We start from the raw sequence: 25,504 nt of genomic DNA on the forward strand, positions 1-25,504 counted from the left end.
CTAGCTGAATTCTTTTGACACCAAATGTTCAATCAGGTGAGCCTGAATTCCCAACAAACGAGCTTTACTTCCCAGCTGTGAAATTCGGACGGTCAGTGAATTTTTGAAATCTGACAGGCAGTATTTATGAATTGCCTGCTCGACCGGATTGGAAATGAATGGACCGGCTTCGGCTAAAACTCCGGTTACAATTACTATTTCGGGATTAAAAAGATGTACCGCAGTTGCGATTCCCTTGCCGAGTTCCATGCCCAGCCTGCTCAAAAGATCAATGCAAAATTCATCGCCATTATGCGCTGCCCGGATGATATGATGGGTTTCGAGCCGCTCACCTTCCTGCAAAAGTTGTGGCAAAATCGTAATGCGACCCAACCGAATTCCTTCTTCGGCCTGCCGGATTAGGGCAAATCCGGAAGTAACCGTGTCAAGACAGCCAATCTTTCCGCAGTGGCACAGCAGACCGTCTGATTGCACCTGAATGTGCCCAAGCTCGCCGGCAAAACCCGACGCTCCGGTAAATACTTCTCCATTGACCAAAATACCCAAACCAACGCCCCAGTCGATATTTACGGTCAGTACGTGTTTTTTTTCTTTGGCCAAACCAAAGCGATGCTCACCAATTGTGGTGGCGCGGGTATCGTTGATAAGCGCTACCGGCAGCTGAAAATATTCGCTCAACCGAGCTGTCAGCGATTGGTCCGCACGCGTAAGATTGGGGTAGGTTTGGTTGATTCCTATTTGTGCATTGATCAGACCCGGCATTGACACACCAATGCCCCAAAGTTTTTCAGGTTTGATGCCATGAAATTTTAAAAATGCGTCCGTTTTTGAAAAAAGTGCATCCAGAAAACCTTCGGCATCTTCCAGTTTCAAATCCACCTGACGCCTTACAATCAGCTGATTGGCAAGATCAAATATGACTAGCTGCGTATCATGACGGTTGATGTCCATAATAAGCGTAAAATATTTCTGAGCATTGAGCCCGTACAGCACTGGCGGGCGCCCGGCGCGCGCAGGGCCGGTACCGGTTTCGTGGATCCACCCTTCCTTGATAAGATCGTTAACAATGCCCGTGGCCGAAGGAATGCTTGCGTGAAACAGGCGGGCCATTTTATTAATTGATGTCTGCCCTGCTTTGTATAATTCCAGAATCAGACTACTTCTCAGGCGATTTCTTCGAATATCAATGACGGAATTGGCTTCCTCGGAAATAGTTGTCATAAATGTGTATAGCGGGTTTAGAAAAGTATTTTTTGGTTAAAAAAAGGTTTTAGTGCCAGGCCAAAAAAGGTTGCACAATCTACTTTTGCGCACTTTTGTAAAGGTAAAAAAATAATTATTAAAAAATATTAATAACCATGAAGATACATAAACAAGTAATAAATTTTGGTTTTCTTTCTTATTTTCCACCCATTATTTCTCTTTTTTGCTTTTTACCTATTTAGTAAAGAACAAAGTTCTGATTTTTTATCCCTTTATTTTTATTAAAAAAATCTTTCGTTTAAATGTTTTTGAGGTTTGATTGAAAAAGATCATCAAAAATCAATCCTAAACATCTGTTATCTTCGTGTTAGTTATAAAAACACTCAAAACCAGGAGAATTTGAAAAAAGGACTAGTGATGCGCTCAACCGGCTCGTGGTACGACGTACGCGACGCTGACGGGCACATGTGGCAATGCCGTCTGAAAGGTAAGTTTAAAATTAAGGGCTTAAAAGTTACCAACCCAATTGCTGTTGGCGATAAAGTACAATTTGATATTGAAGATGCGGTTGAAAACACGGGCATCATTCTGGACATAGATCCGCGTGAGAACTACCTGATCCGGCAGTCTGTCCACAAAACGGCGCATGCGCATATGTTGGCGGCGAATATTGATCAGGCGATTTTGGTGGCTACACTTTACTTTCCCCGTACCTCTTTGGGCTTTATAGATCGCTTTCTGGTCACGGCAGAATCGTTCCGTATTCCGGTGATTCTGATCTTCAATAAACAGGATCTGCTCAATGCCGACATGCTGGAATTTGAGGCTGAACTCAGGGAACTATACGAGAGCCTTGGCTACACCTGCCTCGCAACCGAGGCCCTCAGCGGAAAGGGGATCGAAGAGGTCCGGGCGCTTCTGCGTGGGAAAGTTTCGGTGCTTTCGGGGCATTCGGGTGTAGGCAAATCGTCGTTGATTAATGCCATTGCACCCGATCTTGCTCTGCGGACAAAAGAGGTGTCGTCCTTTGCCAATAAAGGCGTTCACACGACCACTTTTGCCGAAATGTTTGAGCTTGAACCGGACACCTACCTTGTGGACTCACCGGGCATTAAAGAGCTGGGATTGGCCGACATTGCCCCGGCAGAAATCAGCCATTATTTTCCCGAAATGCGTGAGCTCCTCAATCAGTGCCGCTACCACGATTGCCTGCACATCAATGAGCCGGGCTGTGCTGTCAAGGAAGGTATAAACGAAGGATGCATTGCCATAAGCCGCTACGAAAGCTATTTGAGCATGGTGGGCGGACAGGACAATCGCCGTTGATTTTTTTGTATAATCTCCTAAACCATTCATCGTTTTGTTTACCAACGTAGAACATATCGGCATTGCCGTCAAAGACCTGAGCGTTGCGGATGCGCTTTTTTCTACCCTACTGAATTCGACTCCTTACAAACACGAGGAAGTAGCGACAGAAGGCGTTAGAACATCTTTTTTTAAAATCAATGAAACCAAAATAGAACTTCTGGAAGCAACCCGGGACGATAGTCCGATTGCCCGATTTCTTGAAAAAAAAGGCGAAGGAATCCATCATCTTGCGTTTGAGGTAGACGATATTCGGGCGGAAATGGCTCGACTCAAAGCCGAGGGGTTTGTCCTGCTCAACGAGGAACCCAAACCCGGGGCGGACCAGAAATTGGTATGTTTTTTACATCCAAAAAATACGCACGGCGTACTGATTGAGCTTTGCCAGTCGATTCGGGAATAAGGAGCCATGAGCGTTAAAAGGGATACGCCACGGCAATATTAAGAATCAGGTTTTCCCGACGCCAGTTTTTATCTCTCAAATTAAATTCGTTGAATACCCACGGATTTTTGGGCGTTTCCAGGGTTGGGTACCATGGCTTCCGAAAGGGTGTGGCAAGGTCAAGGCGAAAGACCAGAAAAGAAAAATCCAGCCGCAGGCCGACGCCCCCCCCCACGGCGATTTGCTTGTAAAAGTCTTTGGAAAATGCAGCTTGCTGTCCATAATCCTCCGTGTTGCCATAGGTCCAGATGTTTCCGGCATCGACAAACAGTGCACCGTTGATGAGCGATGAGAACTTGATTCGCAGCTCAGAACTCAGTTCCAGCCGTATATCTCCAAACGAATTATTACCAAAAATAGACCGCGTTACGGAGTCAGCATAGAAAGCGCCCGGTCCCAGCGTACGGGCTCTGAACGCCCGGATGCCGGTGCTTCCTCCGGCAAAATACTGCTTAAATTGTGGTAGTAATTTTGAGTTTCCATAGGGAATTCCAAGTCCACCCACGAAGCGACTTGCCCATCGCAGACTTGGCGAAATATCGCGATAGTACCGAGCCTCGCCGTCAAAACGGGCAAATTGTTCAAAAGGAATACCAAACAATTGGCCGTCGTCTCCGCCCAGAGTTTTGTCAAACAAACCGGCTATATTCCCGGCAATGTCGATACCGCCACTTAGAAAAAACTGATTTTTGGAAAAAAGGCCGGGGGTAGGTCGATAGGTTATTGTATAAAGTCCTTCAAAGATCAGGCGATTTTCCAGGATTCTAAGGTATCGTATGAGATCGTTTGGATTATTACTATCAAAAATTCGCTCAATAAACAACTCACTGATATTTCGTGGTCGAATCACGTTCAGGGCAAAAGGCGTCAGGCTGTGTTCTACTTCCGCATTTCGGCGCCACACGTAGCCCCACTGTCCCCGAATGGAGGTTTGGGTAAATAGCCCCTGCTGATTCAACGTTTCATAGCCGGTGGTCAAAATGGTCTGCGGCAGCGACTGACTTTCAGCCGGATTAGGCTTGTAAAACGGGATAATGAACCGGGGAAACGACAGCTCGCCCTGCACGTTGAACCGCACAAAGTCATTGGCGGCCAGGCTGTCACCTCCTCCTGCATTGCCTCCTCCTACCTGAAAGTCGATCCCGCCAATGGCGCTGATTCGCAGAAATTCTGCGGCACGAAATAGATTTCGATTGCTCCACGACAAATCAACCTGCGAACCTGCCAGGTTGTTGGATTTGGTTACTCCGCTAAATTCGGCTCTCAACGATTTTTTCTGAACAGGCGTGAGATAATAAAACACATCGAGCATCGCCGAGTCAGAACGGGTTACGAGTTCAAAGCGGTTTTTAACAAATTTAAAATTTTTGAGATTAATCAACCTCGACAACGACACATCGTGAATCGAGCTGTTGTACATGCTCCCCCGGGTAAAACCGATGGCGTCATCAAAAATCCGGGGCCGATAGAGCCGCTCCGGATCCACAATTCGCAGCCCTTCACTCAGTCGTGCCTGCGATGGCATCGTATCCGGTGATAGAGAATTATAGTCGGCGTAAACGTATACATCCCGGATAAAATATTGCTTCAAAGCCAGTTGCGAGGTTGTTGGTTTTACTTCCAGAAATACATTGACTTTGCGCTCTCCGATCGTCGAGTCGATTTTGGCAATCAGGTAATCGGGGTTAAAATAGTAGTATCCTTTTTCTTTCAGAAGGCGGTCTACCCGCCGACGCTCAGCTTCTATTGCTTCCAGCCGGTAGGGATCCCCCTTTCTGAGAAGCGTCCCTTTTCCTTGTTTTTGGGTAGTCAGAAAATCCCGGTTGAAAGTATTGATGGTATCTTTTGTAACAAAAGTCAATTCATTTAAAAAATAGCGTGGCTTCACAAATGCTTCGTAGTAGGCTTCTGCCGTACGATTTTTACCTTCGCGCAGCTCCCCCGTAGCAGTCGAGCGAAAGTACCCGTTGTTGTTCATGTAGCCTGTCAAAATTTCACTATTGGCCGATACCACCCGTTGCGAAGCGTAGACCGGCGGCTCTCCGAATTTCTTCCGAAACCAGTTTCTAAACCCTTTTTCTTTCCGGGGCTCGCCCATTACATGGTATAGCCAAACCTTATGAGGAAAACCAAAAATGGTAGAGTTGGGCGTAGGACGTAGCAAATTTTCCAGTTCATCTTCCAGATCACCCACATCTTTTTTGGCAGAAGAATCCGGAATTACCTTCACATTTCCGCCCACATACAGACTTTCCCCGGCCGGAACGTATTTGGAAACGGAACATCCGGTGGCAAGCAATCCGGCCAAAACACAATAGATTACGGCTAGTCTCATTCTACTTCTTTTTGAAACAACTCCCTAAACTTGTCATAGTCGAGTGTTACGATAAAACTTAGGCCTGTTTCTACAATAAACCCTTGCAAAACTGCCTGATATTGATTTTTTCGATAGGCCCGGAACAAGTACCGTCCATCCTTGGTAAGTGCGTAGTTAACGGCTACATTGTCAAACAATTCGGTAGAAGAAGCGTCGGAGCCATTGCTGTTTTCCAGTTCAAAATTACGTCCCACCGATACCGTGAGCCGATCGTTTAAAAAGGCTTTGCTCAGGCCTACGTTCAGATCGGTTCGGGCGGCCGAGCCTTCGGCTGTTGAATTAAGATTAAAGTTCACATTTACGCCTTTGATTAAGTCCGAAGCCAGCAAGTTGAGCTGATCGCTCAGCAACTGACTTACGCTTTGCCGCGCAATTGCCTCCGCACTAACGCCCGAAGTTGAACTACCCGTTGTCTGATCGGTGATGAAACGATTCAGAACCAGGAGCGCAAATACCTGTTTATTAAGTTCAGCCGTGTTGTTGCGCAGGTTGGTCAATACGTTGCTGCGTTCCACCCGTTGGGCATCGTCTTCGCCTAAACGCTCAGAAACTTCAATGTCGAAGGACACGACGGGACTACTCAAATTCCCGTTGATTTTGAGTAGTACATTCAGCGGAATTTTTCCCAAATCAGTCTGCGTAGCATCAAGGGCTACCAAATCGGCATTAACAGCATATACAGCCGTAATATCGACCTGTGCTTCCAGCGGATCTCCTGTCCAGAGAATTTGACTTCCTTTCTGAATCGTAAACTGTTTTTTCAACACCTCAAAAGTCAGGTCATAAGAGCCTTCGGTGAGCTCGTAAAGTCCCAGCAGATAGAGCTGTCCGTTTGGCGCAATACCTGCGTTTAGCTGAGCGTTTCCTTTGACCTTGATATTATCTCCATTGAGTTCATCAATCACAATCGTTAGCTGCGATTCGTCATCAGCTTCAATGTTCAGGGAAAGTTCGGAAGCAAAATCGACTCGTAAACTGGATTCAATGTCACTGCTATCGACGGTTGCCACAGCGCTGGAATCGCTCATGTCTACAAACTGCACGATGCCTTCGGTAGAACCTGCGCCCTGCGCATCATCCGGCAAAAGCACCGTTATATCGCTTCCGGGCCGAAGTTTGATGGTTCCGTCAATAATTGACTCTGCACCCTTTCCTTTGACATTCAGGACCATATCAATAATACCTTTGCCGTAGAAGTAGTCGTTGTCTTTTCGGCTGGCATTGAGCACCGTAAAATCGTTGGCACGCATGCTCAAATCGTAGCCCACATCGGGCAGCGTAGCGATAGAAACGTTGCCATTGATTTCCAGTTTTTGATTCAGCGTATCCTGTATAGTAAAGGAATTAAACAAAATTCGCTGCCGGTCGAAAGTAATCGCCTGATCGTTGAGCCGGTAGCGGGCACCGAGCTGCGTCACGTCAAAAGCCACGCTGTCAAATCGCAATGCGCCGTTTAAAATGGGGCTTTCAGCAGTTCCGTCCAGCGAAGTTTTGCCGGTAAGATTTCCGCGTGCGTTGCGCAATTCACCGAAGCTGAATGCCTCGATCGTACGGGCACTGAGTTTGGCTATATCAAGATCAAAATCAAGGGACGTTTCTCCATTGGTGATATAGTCTCCGGTCAATTTCAGATCATTCAGGTCGCTGATAAGATTTACATCCAAAGAAATACGGTTAGCTTTTTCGTTGGTGGCGTCAAGGTTTACATCACCAATCGGGATGTTGGTAACTGTCAGGTTTTTTATGTGTAAATCGCCGGTAAAGGATGGCGTTTCCATATAATTTCTTAGTTCAATATCGCCGTCCAGCTTACCATCGGCCAGCGTAGAATCGCGCGTTACCAGGGCTATGAACTGCCCAATGCCGACACTATCCACACTAATTTTCAGCGGGCCGTTGGGTTGCTCGGTTTGTGATTGAACCAAAATACTTTGTCCCTCCCGATTAATACCAAAATTCTGAATCAGAATGCCCGCAGGCGAATACTGAACATAGCCTGCCGAATCAGTCTGCCAGATGCGATAGTCGAGTTCCAGCGGGTCTCTCAGCGAAAAACGATAGGCGTTGTCGACCTGCGCCAGGCGCATGCCCACGGTATGTTGTGGATTATCGACGGAGTCTCTGACCAGCAGCGTGAGCAGCGCCGTATTGTTGGCCACAGTACCATCAATAGAAGCATTTCTGACCCGAAATGCCGCTGATTCTACCTTTTCAACCTGCCCGGAAACGGTAGCTTCCTGTCCCAGCCCAACGAGATTTAACCGTGCGTTGTCAGTCCTTATGCTATCGTATTCAAGCAACGGTACGCTCAGTGTTGCCAGCAAACTACTATCAGCGTCGCTATCAATTCTGGCGTTCAGGCGGACGGTATCCATACGCATAAGCGCCGGCACAAACTGCTGAATGAGCGGATGATTGGCCAAACGAATATCTACGGAAAGCTCGTAAGGCGTGGGCGCCGGAGCAAACAGGCTGTCGGGGAGCGTGAAATAAGTGTTCAGTTCTGAGAGAACGATGTCGCCCAAATGTTCATAATCAAAGGTGCCTGCAACGGTAGCTTTTAGGAACGGCGATTCGACACGGGCGGTTTTTATGGAATTTTCGCTGCTCAGCTCCACTACTGCACTATCGATCCGAACAGGCTCACCGGTGGTGGTCATTACCAAATCTCGGATTGATACGGTGCCCAGCGGATTTGCTGGATCCGTTGATGTCATATTGGCATCAATAGCACCCGAAAGGCTTAGCTCTTCTGCATAAAGATTTAATGCTTTTAAATCAAGTTTCTGAATAGTGCCCGAAGCTGTTACGGTTGGAAATTCAGGATTTAAATCGACTTGCGCGTTGAGCGCCAAATCGACATTTGGGTCCGTAATTCCTGCTTTAAAATCGCCTCTTCCGTTTTCCAGCGTTCCGGTCAGATTAAGGTCCTGGTACGTATAGCCTTTCACAGAAGCGCTTTGCACAGTTCCATTGATGCGAGTTTGCATCGTTTTGGGATCGTAGCCCTGCCCGTCGACGTCGGCCCGAAGACTTAGTTTCCCCAGCTCTTCGGGAGGCTGTTTGAGAAATTTCCCCAAATCAAATTCTTCCAGGCTCAGCTGTCCATTGTACATAGCCCGCACTGAATCCGTGGCATTTTTGATAGCACCATCAAAGCTTGCGTTACCCAGGGAAGTTTCGATCACGGCATCCATCGTCAGGTCTTCCAGTGTTCCGTTTAGTTTTCCACGCAAGGCAAGGCGCTCAGGAAGTTCGATAGAAGACGGCAGCGAACTATCCGGCAAAATTTTCATAAGGTCCTGTCGGGTCGTAGAAAATTCACCCAAATCAATTTCCATAGCCAACCGATCCGTGTCCGGTAGTCCGCGAATGCGGCCCGTGGTACGTAGAATCGTGCCATCAAGCGTACTGAAATTTGCCTGTTTGATTTGTAAATTATTGACAGTCCCCGTAATCAGCGCATCACCTTTGAGTACACCCTCTGGATTTTTGCTAAAAGGCGGGGTGTCCTTTAAATCCGGAACGAGCAAGAGTACATCACGAAACGCCAACTGACTGGATTTGAGGCGTACCGACACGCCTACCTGTCCGAGTTGCTCGGTAAGTTGTTCCTGATTTTTGTAGCGAAGCACAAGCTCATCCTGCAAAACGGTAGAAGGAGTTTTGAGATAAAAATTGCGCAGATAGGTTTGGGTGGAGGCATAGGCAAAATCTGCCTTTGCCTGCTGCAACACAAAACCACTTTTTTCGCGGAAAGCGGCTCGTTCCAGCGATCCGGCGATGCTGTCTGTACTGAAAATAAAGTTGGTTAAATCTGCCGTAAGACCAGTAATTCCCAGGTGAGCATAGTCCATTCCTCTCGGAATTTTTGCTTCATTCTGATCGTCGTAGGCGGCGTTTACATCCGTCAACTTCAAACTCCCGACCCGAATCGTCCATCCGGGCGACGCTTCGCCGGGCGACGCTTCGCCGGAAGTTGATGGTTCATTTTTAGATACAACTTTGGCTCTTTTGGCAAATTCAACGGTAGCCGAAGTCTTTTCCAGATTTACGGTATTTACCGTGATTTGCTGACTATTCACAAATACCTGTTCCAGCTTTCCATTGAGACGACCCAACTGAACCGCGCTCGAAAGTCCCAAAACATCATCGACAAACGTCAATCCAAAATCACGAATATCTACATCGCCTACGTTTACATCGAGTGTATCTGCGACATTTTGAGCGGTAGCTGTGGATGATGAAGGCGTGGCCGCAACCAACGGCGCATACATTTTCAGATTTGCACGAACGCCCGTCAAAACGGTCCGTTGGGGATGGTAGCGGGAATAGGAAGGATTGAAAGCACTGAAAAGAACTTCACCCGAAGGAATTCGGATTTCGGCATCCGTACCCGAAACAACATCCTGATAACTTACATGGACACGTTTGAGTGATATTTTATCCAACCGCATGTCGAGTGGAGCAAACGCCGTGTCTTCCGGCACGGGTTCTTTACTGGCAAAAGCATCTACGATGAATTGATAATTAAACACCGTATCCGGCAGCGTTCGGCTCACGTTTGCCCGCAGACCTTCGGCCTCAATTTCGTTAATCCCAATGTTGCCTTTGATCAGGCTGAACATATCAATGTTTACGTACAGCCGATCTCCGGCTACAAGAGTATCGCCGGCTTTATCTTCAATGTAAACGCCTTCCAGAGCCACCCAATCGGGAATACTCAGGCGGATGGCCTTAATATCAATGCGTGTATCAAGTTTTTTGCGCAGGTAAGCAGTCGCCTGTTTCGTAAGGAAATTTTGCCCGGCCGGAGTTTCGAGTGCCCAAAACACTCCCCCAATCAGCAAAAAGAGCACCAGAAAGATGATAGCCAATACGGTTACTGCTTTCCTCATAAAGAGACGCTTGTCAAAAAGACCTTAGGAATAATTTTACCTACTCCTGAATGATGCTGGTTTAAAAATGAGATTTCTCTGTTCGGGTAATTCGTTTTGCCGGCAGAAAATCCCACCGGCAAAATCAAGATTTTATCTCTTAAAAACTTCGGGCTTAATAGCTTCATTTACTGCAAGCTCGGAAGTAATAGTTACTTTGGATTTATCCTTGCTTGATGTTTCAGTGATGGATGAAGGGTACAAAATGCCGTATTTGGATTTGACATATTTGCTGTAATCCCGCGTAATTACTTCCGTACCCTGCGTTGCTTTTTCACGGATCAGCAAGCCCGAACCTACGCCAAAATGAAGATTATATTTTACACCTTTCCCCTGTAATTCAACGTGATATACACTTGTAGTATCGATTTTCTCCGTACCAACCAACGTACCTACAAGACCACGGGTTTTGAAATCAATGAATGGTGCCAGCAGATCATACATTTCCATGCGCAGGTTGCCCTGCTCGGCCTGACTCAGATCTTTCACTTGGTATTTGGTAACTTTATCAGAGCTTCCGAGCGGAATTTTTAGCCATCCTTCATTCCCTTTCACAGCGTAAACAAAGTCACGTTTCAAAATAATTTTAGACTTACTAATGGCTTTCTCCGGCATAGAGACATAGATTTCTGCATCATAATCTGCAGCAGAACCTGATTTATAGGAGCGTTTGATCGTATAGGTTTTGAGTCCATCCCAAAGTGCTTTTCCGCCGGTGGCTTCGTAGTAGCGGGCAAACACCGAATCGACAGGCATGGGTTTTTGAGCAAAGGAGCTAACTACTACGGCTAAAATGAGACTACAAACAATGAGGAGCTTTTTCATGGTATTTTAAAGTATAATGAATAAAAGAAGTAAGGGCTTGACGCTTTTTTAATGAAACGCTAATTTTCAACAGAATAGTCGTTTTTTGCAAATTTCCTTTCTGATTGTTTAAACTATTTAAGTATTACAAAAACTGTTCCAGCGTCTGAAACTTGATTTTTGACTGACAACCGCCTCCCGTTTCTATGGATAAAAAAGGCTATTTTTACACAAGAACTTCATCAATTTAATCCTATGAACTACTATAAATCAATCATTGACACCATTGGAAATACTCCGTTGGTGCGGCTCAACCTAGTCAATAAAGGTATAAAAGGCACAATCCTCGTGAAGGTTGAATACTTCAATCCCGGCAATTCGGTCAAAGATCGGATGGCGATTCGGATGGTAGAAGACGCCGAAAGAGACGGCAGCCTTAAACCCGGCGGCACGATCATCGAAGGCACGAGCGGAAACACCGGCATGGGCCTTGCCCTGACGGCTATTGCCAAAGGTTACTCCTGTGTTTTTACAATGGCCGATAAGCAATCGCAGGAAAAAATTGACATTCTGAGAGCCGTAGGTGCCGAGGTAGTTGTGTGCCCAACCAACGTACTGCCCGACGATCCTCGCAGCTACTATTCGGTGGCTAAGCGTCTCAACCGGGATATTCCAAACTCTTTTTATCCCAATCAGTACGACAACCCGTCCAATTCACTGGCACATTATGAAACAACCGGGCCCGAAATCTGGGATCAAACCAAGGGGAAAATCACGCATTTTGCCGCAGGCGTAGGGACGGGCGGAACAATGAGCGGCATCGGAAAATTTCTGAAAGAACAGAAGTCCGAGGTCGTTACGGTAGGCATTGACACCTACGGTTCAGTTTTTAAAAAATATAAGGAAACTGGAATTTTTGACGAAAAAGAGGTTTTCCCTTATCTCACCGAAGGAATCGGAGAAGATATTTTACCTGAAAATGTCGATTTTTCAGTCATAGATCATTTTGTAAAAGTTACTGATAAAGACGCAGCCATTATGGCTCGCCGACTTGCCCGCGAAGAGGGACTTTTTGTGGGTTGGAGCTGCGGTTCGGCGGTGCATGGAGCGCTGGAATACGCCAGAACTACCCTCACGGAAGACGATGTGATGGTGATCATTTTACCAGACCACGGCACCCGCTACCTGAACAAAATCTATAATGATACCTGGATGAAAGATCATGGGTTTCTGGAACGAACCTACGCAACGGCCCGAGATATTGTGCATCGAAAAAATGGGCTATCGCTCCTGCTGACTGTTACGCCCGATACGCGGGTAGCGGAAGCCATCCGGCTTTTGAATCGGGAAAGTATTTCGCAGATTCCGGTGATGGATGCCGAAGGCGAGGTAGTGGGCAGTCTGACGGATTCGGTCATTTTGCACCGACTAATAGAAAATCCCGAGGTGAGTACGCAACTCGTGGCCGATGTGATGGATAAGCCGTTCAAATTTGTAGCGCTTGATAGCACGGTTGATACACTTTCGTCGCTTATTGACCGGGAAAATAAAGCGTTGCTCGTTCGGGACGAAGGCAATCAGGTACATATCATCACGCAGGCAGATTTGCTCGCGGCTATGACTACTTAGACTGAATCTGAAAGCTGAAATGGAAAATTAAAGGGATAAGGTTTTTGAAACCTTATCCCTTTTTATAAACAGAGAAACTAAGCGTCGGAACCTTCTCCACCTGAGCCGGAGATTTTTCCAAAACGATAGTGGAACGTTACCCCCAAATAGCGGTTGGTTCGTTGCCAAAGCGAGTTTTGAACAAAGCTGTCGGTGCTTACTTCGCTTTTATACATTCGCGACAGAAGCAAATCCTGCACATTGAAGGACAGCGTTCCTTTGCGCTCAAAGAAATCTTTACGTAAGCCCATATTGGCCACAAACACACCCTGCCGCGTGCCTTGGGCAATAGCCCGGGGGCCGTCGTAGGTCAGGTAGGCAGAGGCTCGAAGCGCGAGGGGAAGTTCAAGAAATGCGTTGAGATTGCCCGAATAACTCCAAATCTGATTGTTAATATTCGCTGCTACCGACACTACTTCACTTCTAAATACCCGTCCGCTCGCGTTGAGTTTTAATTTTTCACCTACTTTCTTAGAAACGTCGGTTTCAAAACCATAGGACAATTCACGGCCCACGTTGTCAAACCTTGAATACGAAATACCGGCGTCGTCAATGGTGCGAATGCGGGTAATAGAGTTGTTGGAATAATCCAGAAAAAGCGAGGGTCCCCAGCCGCCTTCCTGCTTGTACTGTGAATAGCCCACTTCGGCTTTGTGGGTAAACTCCGGTGTCAGATTTGGGTTTCCTTCCCGAATGTTGCGCGGGTCCGAAATATCTGTGAACGGATTGAGCATATCGGCCTGCGGGCGTTGTACCCGGCGGCTGTAATTAAGCTTAATCTGCGTTTCTTCGTCGAGCATGCGGGTGATAGCGAGCGAAGGAACCAACATCAGAAAGTGCGCCGAAAAGGCTGGCTGACGAATACTTTGGTCGATGTTTTGCGTGGCATCGGTCAGGCGCAAACCTCCGCGAATTCCCCACGCGTCCGACTTTTGGGAAAAAGTCATGTAACCCGTATGAATGGCATCCGAGTAGCCAAATTCGTTGCTTACGTCTTCATCAAACTCATAAACTTCTGTTTCCAGATCGTACAGAAAAAAAGAATTGGTGCTTGTCCGGCGGTTCAGGCGGGTGCGCACGCCCACTTCCAAAGTAGAGTTGACCGTGATGGGCCAGGTATAATCCGTATCCAGAAACAGGCTTTTGCGGTCGCTGTTGCGCAGGTTGCGCTGACGACGCACAAGCGCAGGAAAATCGCTCGTCTGATCAAACTCTGATTCGCCTTCGGAGTCACCTTCGGAATAGTTAGCCGTGAACGTAAAAACCTGCCGCTCTTTATCGAACGTTTTGCGGTAATCCAGATTCATGTTGATATTATCGCCGGAGGAAGTTCCGTTGGTGTAGCGGTCAAACTGTTCGAGCTGTGCTCCTGACTCTGAACGGGTTTCGTTGAAATTCCCGTTTTGGTTCAGGCCTTTGTCTTCGGAATAATTCAGCGTAAGACCCAGCGTATTTTTTTCATTAAATTCATAATTTACCCCCAAACGGCCAAACAGATTTGTGTTTCGGTCTTTTCCGGTTCCATTTTGCGTAAAAAAAGTGGAAGTATCTCCCGGAAAATTTTCCCGATTCAATTCCCGCCGAAAGTACCATTGCCGGCTCTGCGCGCTGCCCGAAGCCCGAAGAGCCCATTTACCGGTTTTGTAGCTGATGTAACCGGAGCCGTTGTTGTTTTGGAACGTACCCAACGATGCCCGTACGCTCCCGCTAGTACCCCGAATATTGGTTTTTTTAGTAATAATGTCAATCACACCCGAAGCGCCTTCGCCTTCATATTTAGCGGAGGGCGTAGTCATAACCTCAATCCGTTCAATCAACTCAGCCGGAAACGATTGCAGCACGGTAGCCACATCGTTGCCATACAACGTCGAAGGCTTCCCGTCGATGAGCACCACTACGCTGCCTTTGCCACGGACCATCGGAGTTCCGTTTTCGTCCAATGAAACCGACGGCACTTTTTCCAGCAATTCACTTACGTTGCTGCTTGTGGCCAACAGGTCTTTTCCGACGTTGACAATCTTTTTGTCAATGTCAGAAACAATCATGGTTTTCTCGGCCCGAATCACCACTTCGTTCAGATCCTGCGAAGTGGAAGATAGGCGTATAATACCTAAATCGGTAGTAGTTACTTCGGTAGGCATCGTGACGTTTGGCACAAAAAGGGTGGTATAGCCCAGCAGAGTAATGCGAAGCAAGTAGTTGCCCGGTGCTACATTTGCCAACAGAAAAACACCGTTTTCATCAGCCGCCACGCCACTGACAACCGTGGAATCCAGGTTCATGAGGGCTACGGTAGCAAATGCTGCCGGGTTTTCATCGGCCGCATCCAGTATTTTTCCAAGTATCTCGCCCCGGTCTTTGGGAACTGTCAGATGCGTTTCCAAAAGAGTTTCTGCTGCATTTGTTCCACCGTGCACCGGAAGACTCAGCAATCCGGCAAGACACCCGGCTACTATCATCACATTTCTCACTAGCTCTTGATTTTTTTGTTTTTATAAAAAAATAACCCTGCAACCAAACCGACTTCCATCGCTTTGGTTACATTAAATAATTAAAAATAGGTATGAAATTTTCTTAGATGTGTACATAAGACAAGTATACACTTTTTTTACCTCAAAACCAGTAGAAAATTGAATAATAGTAAGATAGATAGTATTATATAAAGAAGTTGTTTTACTATATGTACGTCAGATAAAAAAATCTTACTGCGTACATGACTTTATGCAGTTAATCTTTTCAGTAATTTTTTTATTGTTAAGAATAAAAGCACCCATTTTTTCAAAATACTGATTTGTATGTTTTGAAAAACGTGGATTTATTAATCACTAAAAAAATTATGCATGAATTGGAATGATGTTATCGAATATGCCGCCAAAGGCAATCCTCAGCCACCAAGCCGGGTACAGCTGAGCGAAGCGGAATGGAAGGAGCGACTTTCTACGGAAGAATACCACATTCTGCGTCAGAAGGGAACAGAGCGGGCCTTTACCGGCGAATATTGCGAGCGCCACGAGCCGGGACTTTACGGCTGTCGGGGCTGCGGCACACCACTTTTTGACTCCACGGTGAAGTTTGAATCAGGTACAGGTTGGCCGAGTTTTGCTGCTCCCGTTGCTGACAATGTCATTCAGTATATTATGGATACAAGCTACGGCATGCGGCGCGTGGAGGTGCAGTGTAATGTATGTGATGGTCATTTAGGACATATTTTTCCGGATGGACCAAAACCGACAGGTTTGCGGTATTGCATCAATTCGGCTTCCATTAAAAAGCTGGACGAGGTGTAGCCAGGAAAACAGGATAATTCGCAGGTGCGCTTTCCTGGTACAGTAAGTCCACCTGCGGATTTATTTTCAAAAAAATAGGATTAATGGCTTTCCAGTGCACAAATCTCCGGGGGTACGTAGCGATAATCATCCGGTTTTTTAACAAACCCCTCCCCTGCTTCCTGCCTGGCGCGGCTATTGGTCCCCTGAGGCACCCAAAGTCCGTAGGTCAATGTGTGGCGAATGCGTTCCCGCTGCTGACGGGTAAATGAGTTTTCGTAGGAAAGATAATAATCCATGATATTGTTGCTCTCATAACTGACGCCATTGCAGGCTTGTCGCCGCTGCCGAAGGTTTCGGTAGTTATCGACGTAGCCTTTTCGATCATAAAAAGGCGTATCGGTGCAGTAGTCAGGGTCTACTCTGCTGCAACCGTTGGACTCATCTCCATTTCCATCAAATACATGATGCAACCCCAGCACGTGACCGGCTTCATGAGCCAGGGTACTTGATACAGTGCTGTTAACCTCGCTTTGATTAAAGAAAATTCCGTAGGGAAGATCCGGCGATGTGCGTGCGGCAGATACCAGCCGCGAGCCCGGCAGGGAACGTGTCACAGGGGTGATATAGGCAAAGCCACTGACACTCTCGGCCCGGGCAATGTTGAAAACCCATATATTCAGAAAGTTCTTAGGATTCCAGTACGCATTCCATGCTTCCTCTACGGCCTGTTCCGTCGTAAAAGTCTGCCGGGTTGCTTTGATTGCGTCCAAACCAGCAACTGCTAGCGTGCGCTGGGAAGGGTCGGTGGGGGCGGCGTAGAACTCTACGAAATTATCAACCGCATGGGCATCTTTTGCGCCCCTGTATGGATTCCATCGATTTCGGAAAGCATCCGTCAGGTTATTGACCAGCCGATTTATTTGCGCAGCCGACAAGGTAGAATTAACCGTATGAAATACCACGGGAATTCGTACAAGTGCGTAGGGCAAAACATTCACCGAAATAGTATTGCTGACTTTATCGCCGACTTTTACCTGTAGCGTATAAGTTCCGGCGGTGGTGGCAGAGAAAACGGAAGAGGCCAGGGCATTCTGATTGGCCACTACCCGAATAGCCCGAGTGGGTAGCGAAGCCGGCGTTTGATTTTCTTTGTACGTAATTGTCAGTAAATCCGTAAGATCCAGCGTAGACCCCAGAGGCAGTTCTATGTCCGTAGAGCTTGTCAGTTCAAGCGCTACAATTGAATTTTGGTATACTTCTTCGGGAGAAAGATCCATAGGCTGACAAGCCGTGAGCAGCAGTGCGCCAAGGGTACTAAGGATAGGTGTGTTTCTCATGATCAGCAAGATAGGGTACGGGCAGAAGTTCTATCAAATTGCTTGTGCAGGTTTGTCTGATTGCAGGTATTGTGAATGCTTACAACGTTGTTTTCGGTGGTTTTAGTGTATGATTTTCGGTAGGTCTAAACCCATCATGTGGGGATGACACCCTTTCTGAGGCCTGGGGAAGGATGTCAATCAAAAATAAAAATCCGGCTCTTCTGCCGCTGCTTGCCGGGAACCTCCTATTTTTGCGGAATGTACAAACGACTTCTTTTACCACTTCTGTTTTTTTTCGATGCCGAACAGGTACATCATTGGGTGTGCGATATGCTCCGCTTTTTCTATAAACTTCCTCTTGTTCCTGGTATTTTAAAAAAGCTTTATGTGTATGAGCACCCCTCACTCGTGCGGGAAGTGGCTGGTTTGCGTTTCAAAAATCCAATTGGACTGGCGGCAGGCTTTGATAAAAATGCCGAAATGGTGGACGAGCTTGCGGCCCTCGGTTTCGGCTTTGTCGAGATCGGCACAGTAACTCCCCGTCCTCAGCCCGGCAACGATAAACCGCGTTTGTTTCGGGTAAAGGAAGACAAAGGATTAATTAACCGGATGGGTTTCAACAACAAAGGGGCCGCTGTTGCGGCTGCCAAGTTGCGTGCCCGGCAGTCGGATATTCTGGTGGGGGGAAATATTGGTAAAAATAAAACCACATCCAACGAAAAAGCCCTGGACGATTATCTAAGCTGTTTTGAAGATTTGTTCGAAGCTGTCGATTATTTTGTTGTAAATGTCAGCTCGCCCAACACGCCCGGCCTGCGCGATTTGCAGGAAAAAGAGCCCTTGACGCATCTGCTGCGTGAATTGCAGAAACTGAATACTTCTAAAAAAGCGCCCAAGCCAATTTTCCTGAAAATTGCTCCCGACCTGAATAATAGTCAGCTCGATGATATTATCGACATTATTCGGGAAACAAAAATCGCCGGAGTGATTGCCACAAACACAACGATCAGCCGGAAAGGGCTGAAAACTACGGAAACGGAAGTAGAAAAAATCGGTGCCGGAGGCCTCAGTGGGCAACCGCTCCGCTATCGTTCAACGGAAGTGATTCGGTATCTTTGTGAAAAATCAGGGAATGCTTTTCCGGTCATTGGCGTGGGAGGAATTGCTTCGGCACAGGACGCCCGCGAAAAACTGGAAGCCGGTGCCGCTCTCTTACAGATTTATACGGGCTTTATCTACGAAGGTCCGGGACTGGTCCGTCAAATCTGCCAATCGCTGGTTAAATGATGATTTCAGCTGGTTTCTTTTTTTAAAAAGATTAGCAAATTCACAAAAGATTTTCACTTGCTCAACGTAAGATAACTGAATACGTTTGTCTTTTACTGCTGTACACACATTGGAATTTTAGTCTACTTATTGCTGCAATCATGGCCGAAAAACCGCTTCGGGGAAATACCTATCGTACCAAAAATAAGCCAGAAACTTCTGCTTCAACTGCCTCTCAACCTGCCTTTGACTGGCCCGCGCTGGACTGGGGGGCGGTGGCATCAAGCCCAAAAAATATTCTTATTTCCGGAGTCATTCTGATGGTGGTAAGCGCACTGCTGGAAGTAGCTTTTCTATCCTATATCTTCACAGGAACCACCGACCAAAGCGAGGTGGCGGCTCTGGGCTACGAGCCCGCCCGGCAGGTTGGCGCCAACACGCGCAATGTTCTCGGACTTTTCGGTGCTTTTGTTTCGCAGGTTTTTGTGTACCGCTGGTTTGGCATTGCCTCCCTGATCATCCCTCTTATTCCTTTTTTGGTAGGTTGGAAGCTTGTGTTTAAAAGCGAATTACTGAACCTCAATCGAACTACCAAGGAAGTTATTTTTTATACCATTTGGGTGAGCATGCTCATGGGCTATGTCGTAATGGTAAGCAATAGCGCCACAAGCCTGAGTTTTTTGCCGGGAGGATTTGGCTACTACATCAATGATCTCCTGCGGGATCTGCTCGGCTACGGTAACATTATCTTTATCGCCATTGTGCTTTTTATTTTCGTGGTGTATTTCTATAATGTTGATCCCGTAGAACGCTGGAAAGCCGCTCCCGCGCCTGCCAACGAAACACTGACCGATGCAGCAATCGCCGAACCGGAAGAAGCACCAATTGAAGCGGAACCCGATTCTCCCAAAAAGACGCATTCTGTACTTGATGAAACGTATGAAGATGAAGTAATCGACGAAAAGCCTGTTCCTGAATCTGAGCCCGTTATTCTTCCAGTTCCTGAGCCAATTGCTGCCTCAGAACCAGAGGTTCCGCTCGAATTGGAGTTAGAAATGGCCGACATTGCGCCTATTCCACTGCTGGTTGATGAGCCTGATGTAGATTCTGTAAGTGAAGAAATTTTACGCAATTTTGGTCAGTATGACCCCACGCTCGACCTTCCCTCTTATCAGTTTCCTCCGCTCGAACTCCTGAACGAATTCAATGAAAATGCCCTGGAAAAAGTCTCTCATGACGAATTGGAAAGCAACAAAGAGCGCATTGTAGAAACCCTGGGAAGCTATGGAATCAACATTTCAAAAATTAAGGCAACGATCGGCCCTACCGTCACGCTTTATGAGATTATTCCGGAAGCGGGAGTCAGGATTTCAAAAATTCAGAATCTTGAAAAAGATATTGCGCTGAGCCTTGCCGCATTGGGTATTCGGATTATCGCGCCCATGCCGGGTCGGGGTACGATTGGGATTGAGGTGCCCAATAAAAACCGCGAAACAGTTTTTATCCGGTCTGTATTGGGTAGTGAGCGGTTTCAGAAATCGACGTACGATTTACCCGTAGTTTTGGGAAAAACGGTTTCCAACGAAATTTACATTGCCGACCTTGCCAAAATGCCCCACTTGCTGATGGCGGGGGCTACCGGTCAGGGAAAATCAGTAGGACTAAACGTGATTCTGGCTTCACTGATCTATAAAAAACATCCTGCCCAACTCAAATTTGTGCTCGTAGATCCCAAGAAAGTGGAACTTACGCTTTTTAATAAACTCGAAAGGCATTACCTCGCGCAGCTACCCAACAGCGAAGAAGCGATTATTACGGATACCAAAAAAGTAATTCATACGCTCAATTCGCTATGTATTGAAATGGATAGCCGCTATGATTTGCTGAAAGAAGCAACGGCGCGAAACCTGAAAGAATACAACGCCAAGTTTGTCCAACGTAAATTAAATCCCGAAAAAGGTCACCGCTTTCTTCCTTATATCGTATTAGTTATTGACGAGTTGGCCGATCTGATGATGACCGCCGGAAAAGAAGTCGAAACGCCCATTGCCCGGTTGGCGCAGCTCGCCCGGGCCGTTGGAATTCACCTCGTGGTAGCTACGCAGCGACCTTCTGTAAAAGTTATCACGGGCCTGATAAAGGCAAACTTCCCCGCTCGCCTTTCCTTTCGAGTTACTTCCAGCATCGACTCCCGTACCATTCTGGACACGGGCGGCGCCGAACAATTGGTGGGACAAGGCGATATGCTGTTGGCCATAAATTCGGAAATCGTGCGCCTGCAATGCCCATTCATTGATACGCGCGAAATCGAAGATGTCTGCGACTTTATCGGGAGTCAGCGCGGGTACGACGGCCCCTACCCGCTGCCCGAATATGAAGGCGACGATGCAGCCGATGGTCGCGGAGAAATTGACACCGACGATTTTGACGCACTGCTTCCCGACGCAGCCCGACTGATAATTACGCATCAACAGGGAAGTACATCGCTGATTCAGCGCAAGATGAAATTAGGCTATAACCGCGCAGGGCGGATCATGGATCAGCTCGAACAAATCGGCGTAGTGGGGCCGTTTACGGGAAGTAAAGCCAGAGATGTGCTTTTCCATGACCTGGAAAGCCTGGAACAACACCTGAGAAGCATGGGTCTTGGCTAATTCCGGGGAACGCCTCTTTTGCAGGAAATGTTAAACCTTTTATACCTGAAATTGTCTTATCCCAACAGCTGTTTTTTATATCAGCCTTTTTGCTAAAAAAACTTTAACCCAACACATAAAAAATATGAAAAATAAATTCAGAATTTTTTTGACCCTGTTAGCCGGTCTTAGCCTGAGTGTTTATACACCTGCCGCCGCCCAAAACGACAAGCGAGCTGCCAGCATTCTGGACGCAATGAGCAATAAATATAAAAGTATGACCTCGTTCAAAGCGGTTTTTACGTACTCGCCGGAAGGTGGCCGGGACATGAAAGGCGACGCTACAGTAAAGGGTACGAAGTTTCGCCTGAAAATGGCCGGACAGGAAATTTTCAACGATGGCAAAACCATGGCTACGTACATCAAAGAAACCAACGAGGTTAATTTGCAGGATTTTGATCCAAATGAAGTAGGCGATTTGAACCCTACGCGTATTTATACGGCTTACAAGAAAGGGTATAAGTATGCATTTATTAAAGAAAATACCGAGGGTGGACAGGTGTATGAGGTAGTGGAGCTTTCGCCAACGAGTGCGTCAAGTCAGGTTTCGAAGGTAGAAATTAAGGTACACAAAAAAGACAAGTCGATTAAAAGCTGGAAGATAACCCAGAAAAACGGACAACGCGTAACCTACCGCGTCGATCAGTTTCAACCGAATGTTCAGGTGGCCGACAGTTTTTTTGCCTTTAATTCCAAGCAATATCCCGGTGTTGAAGTAGTAGATTTGCGGTAAGAAATTTGACAGATTTCATACATACTGCACAAAAAATGGGCGTGTTCATTGTGAACACGCCCGCTATTTTTATGTACTTATAACCGATTTCAGCTTTAACCAACGGTGCTTAAATCAGAACTGTACTTACCAATTGTTCGAGAATATAGCGTCCATCGATATTGCCCAGGGCTTCATCCGAAGCCCGCTCGGGGTGCGGCATCATGCCAAACACGTTGAAAGTTTCATTGCTTACTCCTGCAATATGATCAATACTTCCGTTTGGATTGGCCTCGTCCGTAAAAGACCCATCGGCTTCGCAATATCTGAAAAGTACCTGATCCTGATCATTCAAACGTTTGAGGCCATCTTCATCAATAAAGTAACGACCGTCGCCGTGTGCAATCGGTATTTTGTAGGCACGTTGCGGCAGTTCAGCGGTCAAAAGTGCTTTTTTGCTTTGGGGCAAAAGATGCACATTTCGGCAGCTGTATTTTTGGGATAAATTTCTGAGCAGCACACCCGGCAGCAACCCGGCTTCTACCAAAATCTGAAATCCATTGCAAATTCCCATGACGTAACCACCGCGGTTGGCATGCTCAATGACCTCGTTCATGATGGGAGAAAAACGGGCAATCGCACCGGTGCGCAGATAATCTCCATAAGAAAAACCACCGGGCAGCAGGATAAAATCGCAGCCTTGCAGATCGTGGTCTTTATGCCACAGTTTGACGACATTCTGTCCCAGATTGTGTTGAAGCGTATAAACCGTATCATCGTCACAATTGGAACCGGGAAAAACAACTACACCAAATTTCATAGCGTACGTATTAGATAAATAGAAGCGATGTGAACCACAAAGATACGGCTTTTGGCTAAACGAATGCCACCCAAACGGGCAAACAATTCGCTTCGGCTGGAACAATATGTGCAGAGGAGCGTTAAAAAAGGTAGCTGTAACTATTTTAAATTAGTTAAACCAAAGCGTATGATTCTCCAAATAACCGATTTTGTAACCCTTATTGGCAAAAAGCTTTCCCGCTGGTACGAAGCAGCAATCCTCACAATCCCCAATCTCTTGCTCGCCCTCGTGGTGATCATTTTTTTTAGTTTTATTTCAAAATACATTGCCCGAATCATTGCCCGCATCATGGGCAAGCTTTCCCATAATATTTCACTTGTGGCGATGGTTTCTACGCTTGTACGGTTGGCGATTGTAGCCGTCGGGCTGTTTAGCGCACTGAGTATTTTGGGGCTGGACAAAACCGTTACTTCACTTTTGGCTGGTGCCGGGGTCATTGCACTTGCGGTTGGTTTTGCCTTTCAGGACCTGACCGCCAATTTTATTTCCGGAACATTCATTACTCTGCAACGCCCCATTAAAGTTGGCGATGTGGTAGATACCAACGGCTATTTTGGCAAAGTAAAATCAATCAATCTGCGATCTATTATTATTGATAATTTTGGCGGGCAGGAAATTGAGATTCCCAGTAAAGAGATATTCCAAAACCCAATCACTAATTTTTCTACTTCCGGCGAACGCAGAATGCAGGTCGACTGCGGGGTTTCGTACTCGGACGACCTTGCCCTCGTGCAGCGCGTGGCCGTGCAGGCGGTGGAAGCGTTGAATTTTGTGCGGGACGACAAGCCCGTGGAGCTGCATTTTACCGAATTTGGCGATAGCAGCATTAATTTCCTGATGTGGTTCTGGATTAAACAGGACATAGCCGGACCTCCTTTGGCCAAAAGTGAGGCGATCAAAGCCATTAAAGTAGCTTTTGACGCCCACGATATTTCGATTCCATTCCCGATTCGGACGCTGGAATTTACCCCAAACGCAAACAGCGTGGAAGTTTCGATGCTCAACGGAATGAATTAATGAAACCTGTATTTTGCCCATAAAAAATACCCCGACTCAAACAGCCGGGGTATTTTACTATATACATTACTTTGAAACCTTTCCGAATCAATAGCGGTAAAACTCAGGCTTAAATGGACCTTCATACGTTACGCCGATGTACTCCGCCTGCTCAGGATCGAGGGTGTCAAGCTTTGCACCTACGTGCTCAAGGTGCAAACGCGCCACTTTCTCGTCAAGCACTTTGGGAAGTACGTATACTTTCTTCTCGTAGTTTTCTGAGTTTGTCCAAAGTTCGATTTGGGCAAGCGTTTGGTTAGAAAACGAGCAGGACATCACGAAAGAAGGGTGTCCCATGGCACAGCCAAGATTTACCAAACGACCTTCGGCCAATACGATAATATCTTTGCCGTCGATTGTGTACATGTCAACCTGTGGCTTAATCTGCGACTTGGTGCTGCCGTAGGTAGAGTTCAACCACGCCATATCGATTTCATTATCGAAGTGGCCGATGTTACATACGATTGCTTTGTCGCGCATTTTCTTGAAATGACGCTCCGAAATAATCCGCAGGTTTCCGGTAGCCGTTACGAAGATATTGGCGCGCTCGGCGGCCTCGTCCATCGTCACTACTTCAAAACCGTCCATCGCAGCCTGCAACGCACAAATCGGGTCGATTTCGGTTACCATTACCCGGCAACCTGCCCCCCGAAGCGATTCGGCAGAGCCTTTTCCTACATCACCATAACCAGCCACAACGGCTACTTTTCCGGCAAGCATGAGGTCAGTGGCGCGGCGGATAGAATCTACCAACGACTCACGGCACCCGTACTTATTGTCAAATTTTGACTTTGTTACCGAGTCATTTACATTGATTGCAGGCAGGTGCAGCGTTCCTTTTTTGTAGCGCTCGTACAAGCGGTGAACGCCGGTCGTAGTTTCTTCCGAAAGACCTTTAATCTCTGAAATCAATTCAGGATATACGTCAAACACCATGTTGGTGAGGTCGCCGCCGTCGTCCAGAATCATGTTGAGAGGCTGACGCTCCTCGCCAAAAAACAATGTTTGCTCAATACACCAGTTAAACTCTTCCTCATTCATACCTTTCCAGGCATATACCGGAATACCGGCAGCAGCAATAGCAGCCGCGGCGTGATCCTGCGTAGAGAAAATATTACATGATGACCAGGTCACCTCAGCACCAAGGGCTACAAGGGTTTCGATCAGCACGGCAGTTTGAATCGTCATGTGCAGGCAACCGGCAATACGTGCGCCTTTCAGCGGCTGTGCCGGGCCATATTCTTCCCGAATTTTCATCAGACCGGGCATTTCTGCTTCGGCCAGGCCAATTTCTTTACGGCCCCATTCGGCCAGATTAATGTCTTTTACTTTGTACGGAATGTACGTTTGTGTTGACGTTGCCATAAGTATGTTTGTTGTTTAAAATCAAAAACAGATAGGCAAAATTACGGCTTTAAACTCTTTTTTTGAAGAAAAGCAGATTAATATTGGACTTTGTTTAAAAAAATTAGATATTTTATCTACAAATCTCCTGTATTTTCCAAAAAGAAAGAAATTAAACCTCTTAGAG

16 protein-coding genes are annotated in these 25,504 nt (G+C 46.8%); 8 read left to right on the forward strand and 8 right to left on the reverse strand.

All coding sequences use genetic code 11. The features are described from left to right. Nucleotides 1-1,221, reverse strand: a complete 1,221-nt coding sequence (locus tag EZE20_RS21440; RefSeq protein ID WP_132121614.1) for an ROK family protein — start codon at nt 1,219-1,221, stop codon at nt 1-3. 399 nt (nt 1,222-1,620) lie between these two features. On the opposite strand from EZE20_RS21440, the gene rsgA reads away from it, so the two are divergent. After that, nucleotides 1,621-2,529, forward strand: a complete 909-nt coding sequence (gene rsgA / locus EZE20_RS21445) for a ribosome small subunit-dependent GTPase A (protein WP_132121737.1) — start codon at nt 1,621-1,623, stop codon at nt 2,527-2,529. 34 nt (nt 2,530-2,563) lie between these two features. Then, a complete protein-coding gene (gene mce, locus EZE20_RS21450; protein ID WP_132121616.1) occupies nt 2,564-2,971 on the forward strand; it encodes a methylmalonyl-CoA epimerase in 408 nt (135 codons plus the stop codon). 13 nt (nt 2,972-2,984) lie between these two features. Here mce and tamL read toward each other — a convergent pair whose 3' ends face one another. From tamL to EZE20_RS21465, 3 genes are all read right to left on the reverse strand, one after another. Then, complete coding sequence (gene tamL / locus EZE20_RS21455; protein ID WP_132121618.1) at nt 2,985-5,345, reverse strand: translocation and assembly module lipoprotein TamL; 2,361 nt, start codon at nt 5,343-5,345, stop codon at nt 2,985-2,987. Next, the gene (locus tag EZE20_RS21460; protein WP_132121620.1) at nt 5,342-10,285 is read right to left on the reverse strand and encodes a translocation/assembly module TamB domain-containing protein; all 4,944 of its coding nucleotides are present in this window, start codon (nt 10,283-10,285) and stop codon (nt 5,342-5,344) included. Before EZE20_RS21460 ends, tamL begins: the two co-directional genes overlap by 4 nt. A 132-nt stretch (nt 10,286-10,417) precedes the next feature. Continuing rightward, a complete protein-coding gene (locus tag EZE20_RS21465; RefSeq protein WP_132121622.1) occupies nt 10,418-11,149 on the reverse strand; it encodes a hypothetical protein in 732 nt (243 codons plus the stop codon). 234 nt (nt 11,150-11,383) lie between these two features. On the opposite strand from EZE20_RS21465, the gene EZE20_RS21470 reads away from it, so the two are divergent. After that, nucleotides 11,384-12,757, forward strand: coding sequence for a cystathionine beta-synthase (locus EZE20_RS21470; protein ID WP_132121624.1), 1,374 nt, complete (start codon nt 11,384-11,386; stop codon nt 12,755-12,757). A gap of 77 nt (nt 12,758-12,834) precedes the next feature. On the opposite strand, the gene EZE20_RS21475 is transcribed toward EZE20_RS21470, so the two are convergent. Further along, entirely contained in the window at nt 12,835-15,267 is a 2,433-nt protein-coding gene (locus EZE20_RS21475; RefSeq protein WP_228713942.1) for a TonB-dependent receptor domain-containing protein, read from the reverse strand. Nucleotides 15,268-15,636: 369 nt separating this feature from the next. Here EZE20_RS21475 and msrB point away from each other — a divergent pair, with 369 nt between their 5' ends. Further along, nucleotides 15,637-16,083: a peptide-methionine (R)-S-oxide reductase MsrB gene (gene msrB / locus EZE20_RS21480; RefSeq protein WP_132121626.1), complete on the forward strand. Its 447-nt coding sequence runs from the start codon at nt 15,637-15,639 to the stop codon at nt 16,081-16,083. Between the two features lie 80 nt (nt 16,084-16,163). On the opposite strand, the gene EZE20_RS21485 is transcribed toward msrB, so the two are convergent. After that, entirely contained in the window at nt 16,164-17,402 is a 1,239-nt protein-coding gene (locus tag EZE20_RS21485) for a M43 family zinc metalloprotease (RefSeq protein ID WP_132121628.1), read from the reverse strand. Between the two features lie 240 nt (nt 17,403-17,642). Between EZE20_RS21485 and EZE20_RS21490 the strand changes: the two genes are divergently transcribed. The 3 genes from EZE20_RS21490 (at nt 17,643) to EZE20_RS21500 (ending at nt 22,076) form a co-directional block, all read left to right on the forward strand. Continuing rightward, complete coding sequence (locus tag EZE20_RS21490) at nt 17,643-18,671, forward strand: quinone-dependent dihydroorotate dehydrogenase (RefSeq protein WP_132121630.1); 1,029 nt, start codon at nt 17,643-17,645, stop codon at nt 18,669-18,671. Nucleotides 18,672-18,811: 140 nt separating this feature from the next. Next, a complete protein-coding gene (locus EZE20_RS21495) occupies nt 18,812-21,304 on the forward strand; it encodes an FtsK/SpoIIIE family DNA translocase (protein ID WP_132121632.1) in 2,493 nt (830 codons plus the stop codon). A 124-nt stretch (nt 21,305-21,428) separates the two neighbouring features. After that, nucleotides 21,429-22,076, forward strand: a complete 648-nt coding sequence (locus tag EZE20_RS21500; RefSeq protein ID WP_132121634.1) for a LolA family protein — start codon at nt 21,429-21,431, stop codon at nt 22,074-22,076. Between the two features lie 109 nt (nt 22,077-22,185). Here the strand turns inward: EZE20_RS21500 and purQ are convergent, their stop codons facing one another. Further along, nucleotides 22,186-22,875 (reverse strand): phosphoribosylformylglycinamidine synthase subunit PurQ, encoded by a 690-nt coding sequence (gene purQ / locus EZE20_RS21505; RefSeq protein ID WP_132121636.1) that lies wholly within the window; start codon nt 22,873-22,875, stop codon nt 22,186-22,188. Nucleotides 22,876-23,043: 168 nt separating this feature from the next. On the opposite strand from purQ, the gene EZE20_RS21510 reads away from it, so the two are divergent. After that, a complete protein-coding gene (locus tag EZE20_RS21510) occupies nt 23,044-23,934 on the forward strand; it encodes a mechanosensitive ion channel family protein (RefSeq protein WP_132121638.1) in 891 nt (296 codons plus the stop codon). Nucleotides 23,935-24,021: 87 nt separating this feature from the next. Here the strand turns inward: EZE20_RS21510 and ahcY are convergent, their stop codons facing one another. Then, complete coding sequence (gene ahcY, locus EZE20_RS21515) at nt 24,022-25,338, reverse strand: adenosylhomocysteinase (protein ID WP_132121640.1); 1,317 nt, start codon at nt 25,336-25,338, stop codon at nt 24,022-24,024. Nucleotides 25,339-25,504 lie beyond the last annotated feature (166 nt).

The sequence above is a fragment of the Arundinibacter roseus genome (genome assembly GCF_004348825.1).
In the GTDB taxonomy this organism is placed as follows: Bacteria; Bacteroidota; Bacteroidia; order Cytophagales; family Spirosomataceae; genus Arundinibacter; species Arundinibacter roseus.

Coding starts and splice junctions, on each gene's coding strand:
- EZE20_RS21440 (WP_132121614.1), bottom strand. CDS start 1,221: ATGACAACTATTTCCGAGGAAGCCAATTCCGTCATTGATATTCGAAGA.
- rsgA (WP_132121737.1), top strand. CDS start 1,621: ATGCGCTCAACCGGCTCGTGGTACGACGTACGCGACGCTGACGGGCAC.
- tamL (WP_132121618.1), bottom strand. CDS start 5,345: ATGAGACTAGCCGTAATCTATTGTGTTTTGGCCGGATTGCTTGCCACC.
- EZE20_RS21460 (WP_132121620.1), bottom strand. CDS start 10,285: ATGAGGAAAGCAGTAACCGTATTGGCTATCATCTTTCTGGTGCTCTTT.
- EZE20_RS21465 (WP_132121622.1), bottom strand. CDS start 11,149: ATGAAAAAGCTCCTCATTGTTTGTAGTCTCATTTTAGCCGTAGTAGTT.
- EZE20_RS21470 (WP_132121624.1), top strand. CDS start 11,384: ATGAACTACTATAAATCAATCATTGACACCATTGGAAATACTCCGTTG.
- msrB (WP_132121626.1), top strand. CDS start 15,637: ATGAATTGGAATGATGTTATCGAATATGCCGCCAAAGGCAATCCTCAG.
- EZE20_RS21485 (WP_132121628.1), bottom strand. CDS start 17,402: ATGAGAAACACACCTATCCTTAGTACCCTTGGCGCACTGCTGCTCACG.
- EZE20_RS21490 (WP_132121630.1), top strand. CDS start 17,643: ATGTACAAACGACTTCTTTTACCACTTCTGTTTTTTTTCGATGCCGAA.
- EZE20_RS21495 (WP_132121632.1), top strand. CDS start 18,812: ATGGCCGAAAAACCGCTTCGGGGAAATACCTATCGTACCAAAAATAAG.
- EZE20_RS21500 (WP_132121634.1), top strand. CDS start 21,429: ATGAAAAATAAATTCAGAATTTTTTTGACCCTGTTAGCCGGTCTTAGC.
- purQ (WP_132121636.1), bottom strand. CDS start 22,875: ATGAAATTTGGTGTAGTTGTTTTTCCCGGTTCCAATTGTGACGATGAT.
- EZE20_RS21510 (WP_132121638.1), top strand. CDS start 23,044: ATGATTCTCCAAATAACCGATTTTGTAACCCTTATTGGCAAAAAGCTT.
- ahcY (WP_132121640.1), bottom strand. CDS start 25,338: ATGGCAACGTCAACACAAACGTACATTCCGTACAAAGTAAAAGACATT.